Raw genomic sequence first — 11,679 nt, forward strand, 5'->3', positions numbered from 1 at the left:
CCGCCGGACCCCATATGTATGGTGGCAGACAGGGTGGCGGATCGGGCTGGAAGAGGGTGTCTTCCGGTGAGTGCAGTTTTAGGGGGACTCGATGGAACTAACGGAATATTTGAATCAGGCGCTCGCCTGGGCGCGTATGGGATTCGACACGGTCAATTCCATACAGGGGCTTGTCATCGCGCTGATCGCTGCGGTCATCATGACACGCTACAACAAGATCATTGTCTTCGCGCTCGGCGCGACGATTGTCCATGAGTTGGTCAACATCGGTCGCAACGTTTATGGCGGCGCCGCAGACCCTCTTCCGGATTATCTGAATGTCGAGGTGTTGAAGCTCGTTGCCATACGCTTCGTGGGCTATCTGATTGCGATCAGCCTGATCTATCTCGTCCGGCGGCTTTTCTTCCGCGGCTAATCGCGGAAGTTTTCGTATTGAAGGGGCTGCTCGATGGGCAGCCCCTTCACAAACTGGATAGCGGCCTGAAGGTCGTCTCGCTTTTTGCCCGAGACGCGCAGTTCATCGCCTTGTATCGCGACTTGCACCTTGAGCCCCGATCCCTTGATATCCTTCACAATACGCTTGGCCAGGTCCTTCTCGATGCCGTTGAGGATCGCCACCTTCTGCCGCACGCTCTGCCCCGCGGCACGTTCGGGCTCCTTGTAGTCGAGCACGCCGGCCTCGATTTTCCGCCGCGCGAGATGACCCTGCAATATTTCGTGCACCTGCTTGAGTTTCAGGTCGTCATCCGCATGGATGGTCAACTCCCCCTCCTTCCGCTCCACCTTGCAATGCGACCCTTTGAAGTCGTATCGCTGCTCGATTTCGCGCGCCACATTCTGCAGCGCGTTGTCGATTTCGGCGAAGTCGGTTTTGGAGACGATATCGAAGGAAGGCATGGAAATGTCCGCTCCGGAATGGTCGGGCGGACATTCTAGATCGAAAAGCGGCTGCTCGGAAAGTGGTTGCCGGCGGCTACTGCCGGCGGTGGATCGTCAACGCGATTTCATCGAGCGAACTCTGCTCGGCGCGCATGGCCTCCTTGCGGATCTTGCGCTTCCGATTGCCGTCGAGGAGCTCGTATTTCTTGAGTTCGCGGAACGCATCGGCGAGTTCTTCCTTCGCCGTGTCGAGCTGCCTCTCGATGCCTTCGATCGATTCCAGAATGTTCTCGCGGCGGCGCAGCACCGACTTGGCAAACATCGGATAGGCGAAATGCGCCACGTCGGAAATCCCGGCCTTGCGCTGCTCGGCCTCGACCTGCGCCTCGAGATCGCGCTCGCGCTGGCGGAACTCGCCAAGCATCAGCTCGAGCTCGGCAACCTTGCGGCGCTTCTCATCGACCTGGAACTTGTGCAGCCGGATCAGGGACTCGCGGTTGCGCATTATTCAATCTCCTCGGAAACAGGCTTGTCGGCCAGTATTTCCGCCAACGCCGCATAGCCGGTCGCAAGATCGCTGGCTTCGTCCTTGCGCTGCGCCAGATAGGCCTCAAGCGCCGGCTGATAGTGAATGGCCTCGTCGACCAGCGGATCGGAGCCGGCTCGATAGGCGCCAAGACGGATCAACTCTTCCATGTCGCTATAGGTCGCCATCAGCGTCCGCGCGCGGCGGATAAGGGCATTCTCGTCCAGCGCATTGCAATCCGGCATGGTGCGCGAGACGGATTTGAGAACGTTGATCGCGGGATAGCGGCCGCGCTCGGCGATGGCCCGCTCCATCACGATATGACCATCGAGGATCGCGCGCACGGCGTCTGCGACCGGTTCGTTGTGGTCGTCGCCGTCGACGAGCACCGTGAAAAGCCCGGTAATGCTGCCCTGCCCCGTGCCGGGGCCGGCGCGCTCAAGCAGTTTCGGCAGTTCGGCGAAGACGGTCGGCGTATAGCCCTTGGTCGTCGGCGGCTCACCGGTCGACAGGCCGATCTCGCGCTGGGCGATGGCAAAGCGCGTCACGCTGTCCATCATGCACAGAACATCCTTGTCGAGATCGCGGAAATACTCCGCCAGCGCCAGCGTCAGATAGGCCGCCTGCCGGCGCATCAGTGCCGGCTCGTCGGACGTGGCAACCACCACCACCGAGCGCGCAAGGCCTTCAGGCCCGAGATCGTCCTCGATGAATTCCTGGACTTCGCGTCCGCGTTCGCCGATCAGGCCGATCACGGCAACGTCGCATGCCGTGTTTCGCGCCAGCATCGACAGCAGCACCGACTTGCCGACACCGGAACCGGCGAAAATGCCCATGCGTTGACCGCGGCAGCAGGTGGTGAATGTATTGAGCGCGCGAACGCCGAGATCGACCTTGCCCTTCACCCTTTGGCGGGTGTGAGCGGGCGGCGGCGTGTTGCGCAGCGCGTAGGGCTCGTGCCCCTGCCCGATCGGACCCTTGCCGTCGATGGGTTCGCCCATGGCGTTGACGACGCGGCCGAGCCACGCGCTCGACGGATAGACATGCGGTTCTTCGGAGGAAAGCACGGCCTTGCAGCCGACGCCGATACCGGACAATGAACCGAAGGGCAGACAGAGCGCGCGATTGTCGCGGAAGCCGACGACCTCGCAAGTCACGTCTTCGCCCAGACGGTTGGTCACGGCGAGACGGCTGCCGACGCCCATGGCGTGAAGCGGCCCGGCCACCTCGACTACCAGCCCCTGAACGCTGAAGACGCGGCCATAATGTTTGACTTCGGCGATCTCACCGATTTCCGCCAACAATGCTCGCACCGGCCTGTAGCCCCCGCTACGCAAACCCCCTGGGGGCCTGCTGAAATATCCCAAGAACGCGAAACCGGGACCTCGGCTTGCGCCGATCCGGCCTCACGGGAGCGATCATGGCGCGAAGACTTTAAGGCCGCGTAAACCCTGACCGGCCAATCTTTCTCCCTAACGGAACGGCCGGGCGCTGCGGAATTCCCGCAGGATCGGTGGCTTTCAGGAACTTAAAAAGGTCCGCTAAATTTTTCTGAATTTTTTCTGTTTCGATTAACCTTTGTTAACCAAATCGCCTTAAGGTCCGAATTCTGGATTAACCGGGCTGCAGGCGACACGGGGCTGTCCTACATCGCCGAAGTGGGGGACCAATGCGAGTTCTGCTCATAGAAGACGATAGCGCGACCGCGCAGAGCATCGAATTGATGCTCAAATCGGATGGTTTCAATGTGTACACCACCGACCTCGGCGAAGAAGGGGTCGATCTGGGCAAGCTTTACGATTACGACATCATCCTTCTCGACCTCAACCTGCCGGATATGAGCGGTTACGAGGTTCTGAAGTCCCTTCGCGTCGGCAAGATCGCGACCCCGATCCTGATCCTTTCCGGCCTCGCCGGCATCGAAAACAAGGTTCGCGGCCTCGGCTTCGGCGCCGACGACTACATGACCAAACCCTTCCACAAGGATGAGCTGGTGGCGCGCATTCATGCCGTCGTCCGCCGCTCGAAGGGTCACTCCCAGTCCGTCATCAACACCGGCAAGCTGACCGTCAATCTCGACACCAAGACGGTCGAGGTCGAAGGCAGCCGCGTGCATCTGACGGGCAAGGAATACCAGATGCTGGAGCTGCTCTCGCTCCGCAAGGGCACCACGCTCACCAAGGAGATGTTCCTCAATCATCTCTATGGCGGCATGGACGAGCCGGAACTGAAGATCATCGACGTCTTCATCTGCAAGCTTCGCAAGAAGCTCGCGGCTTCGACCGGCGGCGATCACTACATCGAAACGGTTTGGGGCCGGGGCTACGTGCTGCGCGACCCGTCCGAAGGGACAATGCAGGCCAAGGCGTCAGCCTGATCCCGCATATCGCGCGTGTTGCGTTGAGGGGGCGTCTCGGGGGGGACGCCCCTTTTTCGTGGGCGCTTGGGCAAGCCCGCCTCAAACGCCGGCGCCACCCTCGGCGAACGACGCTTCGATGACAAAGGCGTCGCCATCCATCCGCGCATCGATCGACAGATCGAGCGAGCGGGCAACAAGGCCCGTGAAATAAGGTTGCGCGGCGCGGGCGTCGAGAAAACGATCCGCAGCGCGTCCGCCGAGAAATTTGGCGGTCTCTTCGGGAACGCGCGCCGCCTGCCCCGTCGAGCGCACCCTGATCGTCGGTTTGGCGAGATCGCCCGCGATCGAAACGGCAACTTCGCCGCCCCGCGGGATCGCAGCCATCCCGATCAGGATCATGTTGAGCAGAAGCTTCACATAGTCCTTGCCCATCGTCGCGGCGGGCGCATCCCAGACGAGCGATGCCTTCTCGCCCATCATCAGCCCTTCGGCCACACCTTTCGCGTCCTGAAGGTCGAGCTCGGCGCCGGCCGATCCTGCGGCCCCGAAGCAGAGACGGGCGAACTGAAGCTTGGCAGAGGCCTGAGCCGCACTCTTGGTGATGAGATCCATCGCATGGGCCTTCATCTCCGGATCGTCGTCGTCGGCAAGCACCTCAAGCCCGTTCGTGATCGCGCCAACCGGGCTGATCACGTCGTGGCAAACGCGGCTGCACATCAGGGCAGCCAACTCCAGCGCGGAAACCTCGTCCGTTTCGTTCATATCGAATTGCCCCACAACCCTCGAACGCCCAGAAAGCCTGATAGCATCGCACCGCACACAATGCCAGCCCCGCAAGGGCCCCACAAACCCCGAGGCATTGCTGCCTTGACCGGCCCTACCCGCAAATGCTGTTCTCCGCGCCGGCCTCAAACGAAACCCCGAAGGAACCGGATGTGACGAGCTCGATTGCCGACAAGGCGGCCCTGACAGACGAATTGCGGCGTATCGCCGTCCAGGCCGGCGCCGCCATCATGGACCACTACGACGCAGGCGTGGAGGTGATCCGAAAGGAAGACAACAGTCCCGTCACCGCCGCCGACCACGACGCCGAGGCCATCATTCTCGACGGCCTGCGCCGCGTCGCACCCGAAATTCCGGTGGTATCGGAAGAGGCGGCCGCAAGCGGACATATCCCCGAATTCGGGCCTCATTTCTTCCTGGTGGATCCTCTCGACGGCACCAAGGAGTTCATCGGCAAGAACGGCGAATTCACGGTCAATATCGCCCTGATCGAAAATCGCCTGCCGACCGCCGGCGTCGTTTACGCGCCGGCCAAGGCGCGCATGTTCTTCGGTTACGGGCCGGGCATGGCTTTCGAGCAGAAGATCGCGGCCAATCACGACGGCACGGTACCCGGCGACGACGTCCGCCGCATCGCGGCGCGCAAACCCGCCGCTGACGGACTTGTGGTCATTGCAAGCCGCACCCACCGCGACCAGAAGACCGATGAATATCTGAACCTCTACAAGGTGAAGGAGTTTCTCGCCGCCGGATCGTCGCTGAAGTTCTGCATCATCGCTGCCGGCGAGGCCGATCTCTATCCGCGTCACGGCCGCACGATGGAGTGGGACACGGCGGCAGGCCATGCGGTGCTTGCCGCGGCCGGCGGCACGGTCACCCAGCTCGACGGCACGCCGCTGATCTACGGCAAGGTCGAGCGTGGTCTCGATAATCCGTTCTTTGTGGCGCGCGGCGCCGGCGCTTGACGCACCCCGAGACCCGGGCCGGTTCAGTGAACCGGTCCGGGTCTGGTGCTGTCGAGGCCGTCGGAAAGGATCGGCTCGGTCGGCGCGAACCGGCGAACTGGCCCCCCGACCGTCGGGGGTCCGCGCCGACCCCGCCTGACATCTCTGCCGGCGGAGAGCTGATCGTGAAGACAGTTTGCAATCGCCATGCCGCCGATTTCAGGTCTGTTCGCCCCCTCACGGCACGAAACCGCAGGGATTTCGGGGCCCGTTAACGCCGGCCGTACCGGATCGGGACGGACTTCAGGGCTTCTTGACGAAGGCGCCGGCGGCGTTCTCGACATACTGGCCGGACGGCGTCTTGGCGATCAGCTTCTCGGCGGCGAGCTTCTCGACCGCGTTGAGCGACGCGCCCGATGTCCGCGCCGCGATCTCCTGATAGGAGGCGCGGCGGCGCAGGTTGATGTCGTCGACAAGCTGGCGAAGTTCCGGCGTCGGGCTCGACGTCACAATGCCGATATAACCGTTCTGACGTTCGCCGACGAGGCCCTGCGCCTTGGCGGAATCGAGGTCGATCGCGAAGGCGGGAGCGGCAAAGGCCAGACCGGCCAGAAGTGCCAGCATCGCCACAAGAGATTTTGCAAAGATGGCCATGTCGTTCCGCTCCTCAGAACAGGTCGGGGTTGTCGGCGAGCAACTGGTCGAGGTCACGATCGACCTTGATGCGGATTTCCTGCTCGATCTTGACGTTGAGATTGATCTCAATGGGCTTGTCCGGCGCCTCGATCTTGACGGTCGGGTTGCAGCCGGCAACGAACAAGGCAGCGGCCAGTACCGCTGAAAATCGAATGGCGAATTTGGATTGATCTCGATTCATGGTCCCGTCTTGTCGGCTGGGGGCGTGACCGCCGGGGCGGACTGATCCCTGATGAGCTCCATTGGCCGGAACCCAACGGTACCACGTCGCAGCACGTCCGCAAGCGATCCCTCCAGCCTCACATTGATGGCAAAGGGATAACCGCTGTAGAGATCGGGGTTCGAACCGCGCAGTCCGAGCCGCAACACAAGCTCGCCATTGGCATTGCCGGACAAACCGCCCGTCAGCTCGGTGTAATGAAAATTGCGCAATGCATCGGTGAGCAGTTTGGTCTCTTCGCCGGGCGCGATATCGCTGCCCGCGCCGAGATAGACGATGATCCCTTCGTCTTCCGCCGCCAGCGCCCCGTCGAGCAGCACAGGATCGCCGTCGCGAAGCACGACGGGAATCGTGCCGCCGATTTGCCCGGTCGCCGTCAGACCGGGCACCTCGACGATGCGCAACAGCGCCTCGAGATCGACATGTTCGACCGTCAGGTCGAAGCGCGCATCGGCAGCCAGCACATCGGCGCCGCGCGACACCAGCACCACCTGTCCGCCGGCAAAGGGCCACCGCGCATCGGTGATGCGCAGCCCATCGCGGTCCATGTCGAAAGTGACGACGCCGTTTGCCAGCGGAAGCCCGGCCTCAAGCATGCGCACACGAAGCGTTTGCGGCCCGCGGGTCCGCGGCGGCAGAAGGCTCGCGAGCTTGACCGTACCGCCGATACCTTCAAACGATGCCGCCGGCGTGACAAAACCGACATTCTTTAGCGTCGCTTCGCCGGAACTCGCAATTCCGCCCTCCGAGATCGAGATGTCCGCGACATAGGAAGCATTGCCGCTCATTCGCGTCACTTTGCCAAGCAGAACCGGCAGCAGTGTCTGCAACTCCACCTTGCCCGGCGCGAAACCCAATTCGCCGGCCGCCCGGAAATTGCCCTTCTGCGTATCGGCATTGTAGCTGCCGGTGAGGTCGCCGAGCCGCGCCCCGGCAATCGCCGGCAATGCGCTGCGCGCCACAAGGCGCCAGTCGAGCACCGGCGCGCCGAACGCCACATCGCCCTCGACGCGGACCGGCGCAAACCGCTGCGGCGCAGTCAGATCGTCGATGCGAAGGCCGGAAAGCCCGACCCGGTAAGGCGATGCTGTCGGACCGCCAAAGCCTTTCGAAACCTTCACAAGACCGGAAAACGATGCCGAACCCGCCGCCGTTTGATGAAGCGCAAATTTATCGAGATCGATGTCCGCGGTCGCCAACACCTCGTCGGGCGAAATTTCAGCCTCGGCCCGATAGGCGACGACGCCGGTCAGATCGAGGTGGTACGGCGCGAGAAGCGGCGCCAGCATTTGCGGCCTCAACCCGCCGCGGGCGAACGCCATCGCACCTTCGGCGCGAATATTCCCGGCGCGGCCGGCCGTGTCGTAGTTCCCAACAACATGCCCGAGCGCCGTTCCCTCCGCATCGGCCGCCGCGCTGGCGAGGGCAAGATCGAAACCGAACACACCCTCGTTGAGTTCGATGCGGCCAGCCGCAACAACCGGCGCGAGGCGTGGCGATCCGGTTTCCTCGATCCTCATACCGGGCAGCGATACCGCGATAGCCGTGCCGGACGGCATCACATCCGCCGGACCGGAGAGCAAAGCCTCGCCCCAGGGCGTCGACAATGCGATCTCGACACGCTCCGCGGCGATCTCCGGCAGCACCAGAGGACCGCCGCCCGCATCGCCCGACAGCAACGGATCGAGAGCACCGAACGAAATGCCGCCCTCCTCGAGGCGAACGCGAAGCCGGGCCTTGCCGACATCGATCGAACGCACGCGCCCCGACAGAAGCTCGCCCGCCGAATAGGTCACGGTGACGCTGTCGACGACGGCATCGCCCTCGCCGATGTCGATATCCGCGAGCACGATGCTCCGCAGGCCGAGAAACACGACGCGGAAATTCGCCGGGGCAACGCCGCGATCCGACAAGGCCCGCGCAATAGCCTGTTCGGCGACCGCCAGCCGCTCGGTCCACAACCATGCGGCTCCGCCCGCAGCGACCAGCAGAACAAGTCCAAAAACAACGGCCAGTCTGCGTTTCATGGACATCTGCATGCGTCGCTGTTCGCCTGTCTTTTCCTGCAGGCGCGGGCCCCGGCGGTCATTGTTTCGCCATCCGCTGCCATCATGATTTCCCCGGTTGAGCTAAACTCTCGCATAATTTGAGGGCGATTCGATGGCGCGAAGCTGCTGGAGAACAAGGAAAACCGAAATGAAATCCAATACGAGTCTGCAGACATCCACCAGCGGCGCAGCACGCGGCTTTTGGGCCCGGCATCTGGCAGCATCCCTTGTCGCCATGGCCGCCATCCTGTTCGCGGCAGCGCCCGCCGCATTGGCCCAATCGGAACAACGGCCGGCCGTCGACCGGGGCGAGGCCACATATAGCGAGGAAGAAATCGTCCGCGAGGCCGGCGACTTTTTCGGCGACGTTTCGAAAGGTCTGGCCGACGCCGTCCACAGCATTTTCGAGCGCTACGGCGAACCCAACGCCTATATCAAGGGCGAGGAGGCAGGCGGCGCCTTTGTCGTCGGCCTGCGCTACGGCCAGGGCGAACTGGTGATGAAGAACGGCACCCGCCAGCGCGTCTATTGGCAGGGCCCGAGCGCCGGCTGGGACTTCGGCGGCAATGCGGTCAAGAACTTCACGCTGGTCTACAACCTGCCAAATGGCGAGGCGATTTATCAACGTTTTCCGGGGGTTGAGGGCAGCGCCTTCCTGATCGGCGGCATCGCCATCAACTACCAGCAACGCGATGACATCGTGCTGGCGCCGATGCGGGCCGGCGTCGGCCTGCGGCTCGGCGCGTCGGTGGGCTATCTGAAATACACCAAATCGCGGGAGTGGCTGCCCTTCTGACCGGCCTGCAAGGTGGATGCAGGCACCTTTTTCTGGCAGGCTTGCGCCGGTTTCAAACCCCGCCCGCCCGCGACAAGAGGATCACATGATCGAGAGCCTGATGCTGATGGCGCTTGGCTTTTTCATCGCGACCCTGTTTGCGATCATCGCCGCGCGTCTGGTCTGGCGTCGCGCGGTCAAGGTGACGGAACGGCGCCTCGGCGCGGCCGGCGAGGATGAAATCGCGGGCGTATCCCACAACGCCGAACTCGATGCGCTGCTGGCGCGCCAGCGCCGCGAAATCGAACCGCTGCACAACGAAATCGCCGCGCTGAACGAAAAAAGCGAGGCCCTGCAAGCAGATAGGGACCGGCTGCGGGACGAGGTCGAGGCCGCCAACGCCGAAATTTCGGCGCGCGACGCGCGGGCCGCGGCCCTGGCGCAGGAGCTGAAATCCATCGGCGCGGCGCTTGCCGAACAGACGAACCGCCAGGATGAAACGCGCCAGACCCTGAAAAACCTCAGCGAAACCGCGGCGCGGCTGGCCGAAGACGCCGCCCCGGCCGCCGGCAAGACGCAGCACGCGCCGGAAGCGCTGGCCGACGACAATGGCGAGGCGGACCGGCAGGCGCTGGCGGCCATCGCCGCCTCGATCAACCGCATGGATGACGAAAACCGGCAGGAAACCGCCAAAAATGACGGCGATACCGCTGACGACCGGCTGACCGCCGAGGCCCAGCTGGGCGACCGCACGCTGGCGGCGCGCATCCGCGCACTTGAGGCCGGCGTCGCCAACTAACCCCGCCCGCCCGACCGGCTAGCCCTTTCTTTTCATTGCCGGAATCAGCGCAAGCTGCTTTGCTCGGACTGGAATTTTACCGGGAGGGCTGACAATGGGTTTCGCATATCCGCTAACCGGAATCGTGACGCTGGTCACGCTTCTCGTCTATTTCTGGATGGCCTTTGAGGTCGGAAAAGCCCGCGGAAAACATGACGTTCCGGCGCCGCGCATGGACGGGCCGGACGACTTCCTCCGTGTACTGAGGGTCCAGGGCAACACCGCCGAAACGCTGCTGATCTTCCTGCCGGCGCTCTGGCTCTTCGCGGCCACGGTGGGCGACCTCTGGGCGGCCGCGATCGGGCTGATTTATCCAATCGGCAGAGTGGTTTACGCCCGCGGCTACTACGCGGCTGCGCTGCAACGCTCGACCGGTTTCACGATCAGCCTGGCCTCGATGGCGGTGCTGACGATCGGCGCCCTGATCGCGCTGATCATGCAGGCCGTGTCGATCTACCTGTAGACGCGGACTGCGCTTCGAAAGGCTCCTTCGGTGACCAATATTCGCTCTTCGCTGCTCAAGCGTTTCAACGCCTTGAGACACAGCCGTATCGCGTTGATAAAGCACGAGAATTCGCTCTTTCTGGTCGACCGCGCAAACCGCCTCGACGAGAAAATGATGGGCGGGCTGGACTGGGAACGGGCTCTACGCGACCGTGCGGTGAAAGAGATAAAGGAGCACAAACTCGACCTTTTCCTCGATGTGGGCGCCAATCTCGGCCTCTACACGATCGACCTCCAGCGCCGCGTATCGCCACTGGAAACGCTGGCCTTCGAGCCGCAACCGGACAGCTACAACCAGCTCTGCGGCAACATTTTTGCCAATGGATTGAGTGACTTGGTACGCGCCGAACGGATCGCGCTTAGCGACCGAAGCGGCGAAGCGGTGATGCAGGTCGACAGCGACTCCAACATCCATTCCGGCCTTGGCGATGCGGACTTGTACGACAAAAGGAAATTCGACCGCGAAATCCGTGTCCCGCTGGCCCGCTTCGACGACCTCTATACCTTTGAAAACAGACGCATTTTTCTGAAAATGGACATCGAAGGCCACGAGCTGCAGGCGCTGGCCGGCATGCGCAACCTGCTGACCCGCAACAAGGCCAGCCTGCAGATCGAATGCAGCGACCCGCGCATCGACCAACTGAGGGAGCTGATGACCGAATTCGGCTACCGGGCGACCGGCGAGCTCGTTTACGACCGCTTCTTCAGCAACCTCTAATACACTGATTTAAAAGGAAAATTGGCGTCCCCTAGGGGATGTGCCTACTATTTGTTCCAAGCTACTGAAAACCCATAAAACCTAGTCATTGCAACATCTCCGGGCTCAAGTCCCGATTTATATGCGGTGTTAGGACATGGCTAATTTTCTCACTAGGCGGGGCAACCGCTACTATTTTCAGAGGGCTGTACCCCTCAGCCTTCAAAGACGAATCGGCAAGAGGCTATGGCGAACGTCGCTGGGAGATTGCTCCTACAAAGATGCCAAGCGCCGGGCACGCCCATTCATTGATGAGACGGACGCTCTCATAGAGCGATTTGCCCGACTCACCCCGACCCGCCTAAACGCCATATCAAGCCAGATGGCGGAACTAGGCATCCCCACAACAC

At 62.5% G+C, this 11,679-nt stretch carries 14 protein-coding genes and 1 pseudogene; 8 read left to right on the forward strand and 7 right to left on the reverse strand.

Annotated features, from left to right (window positions below; genetic code table 11):
- The first annotated feature begins 91 nt into the window (after positions 1 to 91).
- Positions 92 to 415 carry a hypothetical protein gene (locus KF719_RS05895; protein WP_293507791.1) on the forward strand — a complete coding sequence of 108 codons (324 nt, stop codon included), beginning with the start codon at positions 92 to 94 and terminating at the stop codon, positions 413 to 415.
- On the opposite strand, the gene KF719_RS05900 is transcribed toward KF719_RS05895, so the two are convergent.
- The 3 genes from KF719_RS05900 to fliI form a co-directional block, all read right to left on the reverse strand.
- Complete coding sequence (locus KF719_RS05900) at positions 412 to 897, reverse strand: YajQ family cyclic di-GMP-binding protein (protein WP_293507792.1); 486 nt, start codon at positions 895 to 897, stop codon at positions 412 to 414. The genes KF719_RS05895 and KF719_RS05900 overlap by 4 nt on opposite strands.
- 76 nt (positions 898 to 973) lie before the next feature.
- Positions 974 to 1,384, reverse strand: a complete 411-nt coding sequence (gene fliJ, locus KF719_RS05905) for a flagellar export protein FliJ (RefSeq protein WP_293507793.1) — start codon at positions 1,382 to 1,384, stop codon at positions 974 to 976.
- Positions 1,384 to 2,718 (reverse strand): flagellar protein export ATPase FliI, encoded by a 1,335-nt coding sequence (gene fliI / locus KF719_RS05910; protein WP_293507794.1) that lies wholly within the window; start codon positions 2,716 to 2,718, stop codon positions 1,384 to 1,386. The genes fliJ and fliI overlap by 1 nt, the downstream gene beginning before the upstream one ends.
- 356 nt (positions 2,719 to 3,074) lie before the next feature.
- Between fliI and ctrA the strand changes: the two genes are divergently transcribed.
- Positions 3,075 to 3,782, forward strand: coding sequence for a response regulator transcription factor CtrA (gene ctrA / locus KF719_RS05915; protein ID WP_293507795.1), 708 nt, complete (start codon positions 3,075 to 3,077; stop codon positions 3,780 to 3,782).
- An 81-nt stretch (positions 3,783 to 3,863) separates the two neighbouring features.
- On the opposite strand, the gene chpT is transcribed toward ctrA, so the two are convergent.
- A complete protein-coding gene (chpT, locus tag KF719_RS05920; protein WP_293507796.1) occupies positions 3,864 to 4,526 on the reverse strand; it encodes a histidine phosphotransferase ChpT in 663 nt (220 codons plus the stop codon).
- Between the two features lie 173 nt (positions 4,527 to 4,699).
- On the opposite strand from chpT, the gene cysQ reads away from it, so the two are divergent.
- The gene (gene cysQ / locus KF719_RS05925) at positions 4,700 to 5,512 is read left to right on the forward strand and encodes a 3'(2'),5'-bisphosphate nucleotidase CysQ (RefSeq protein WP_293507797.1); all 813 of its coding nucleotides are present in this window, start codon (positions 4,700 to 4,702) and stop codon (positions 5,510 to 5,512) included.
- Between the two features lie 282 nt (positions 5,513 to 5,794).
- Here the strand turns inward: cysQ and KF719_RS05930 are convergent, their stop codons facing one another.
- From KF719_RS05930 to KF719_RS05940, 3 genes are read right to left on the reverse strand one after another with little or no spacing between them, the layout of a single operon-like run.
- Complete coding sequence (locus tag KF719_RS05930) at positions 5,795 to 6,145, reverse strand: YdbL family protein (protein WP_293507798.1); 351 nt, start codon at positions 6,143 to 6,145, stop codon at positions 5,795 to 5,797.
- Between the two features lie 13 nt (positions 6,146 to 6,158).
- Positions 6,159 to 6,368, reverse strand: a complete 210-nt coding sequence (locus KF719_RS05935) for a YnbE family lipoprotein (RefSeq protein WP_293507799.1) — start codon at positions 6,366 to 6,368, stop codon at positions 6,159 to 6,161.
- Positions 6,365 to 8,434, reverse strand: coding sequence for a YdbH domain-containing protein (locus KF719_RS05940; protein ID WP_293507800.1), 2,070 nt, complete (start codon positions 8,432 to 8,434; stop codon positions 6,365 to 6,367). Before KF719_RS05940 ends, KF719_RS05935 begins: the two co-directional genes overlap by 4 nt.
- Positions 8,435 to 8,603: 169 nt before the next feature.
- Between KF719_RS05940 and KF719_RS05945 the strand changes: the two genes are divergently transcribed.
- The 5 genes and pseudogenes from KF719_RS05945 to KF719_RS18130 all read left to right on the forward strand — a co-directional run.
- On the forward strand, positions 8,604 to 9,251 hold the full coding sequence (locus tag KF719_RS05945) for a DUF1134 domain-containing protein (RefSeq protein ID WP_293507801.1): 648 nt from the start codon (positions 8,604 to 8,606) through the stop codon (positions 9,249 to 9,251).
- A gap of 85 nt (positions 9,252 to 9,336) precedes the next feature.
- The gene (locus KF719_RS05950) at positions 9,337 to 10,029 is read left to right on the forward strand and encodes a hypothetical protein (RefSeq protein WP_293507802.1); all 693 of its coding nucleotides are present in this window, start codon (positions 9,337 to 9,339) and stop codon (positions 10,027 to 10,029) included.
- A 94-nt stretch (positions 10,030 to 10,123) separates the two neighbouring features.
- Positions 10,124 to 10,531, forward strand: coding sequence for an MAPEG family protein (locus KF719_RS05955; protein ID WP_293507803.1), 408 nt, complete (start codon positions 10,124 to 10,126; stop codon positions 10,529 to 10,531).
- A 30-nt stretch (positions 10,532 to 10,561) separates the two neighbouring features.
- The gene (locus tag KF719_RS05960; RefSeq protein WP_293507804.1) at positions 10,562 to 11,290 is read left to right on the forward strand and encodes an FkbM family methyltransferase; all 729 of its coding nucleotides are present in this window, start codon (positions 10,562 to 10,564) and stop codon (positions 11,288 to 11,290) included.
- 136 nt (positions 11,291 to 11,426) lie between these two features.
- Positions 11,427 to 11,594: pseudogene (locus KF719_RS18130) on the forward strand (DUF6538 domain-containing protein); the annotation flags it as partial.
- Positions 11,595 to 11,679: the final 85 nt, after the last annotated feature.

The organism is Parvibaculum sp. (assembly GCF_019635935.1).
Taxonomy (GTDB): domain Bacteria; phylum Pseudomonadota; class Alphaproteobacteria; order Parvibaculales; family Parvibaculaceae; genus Parvibaculum.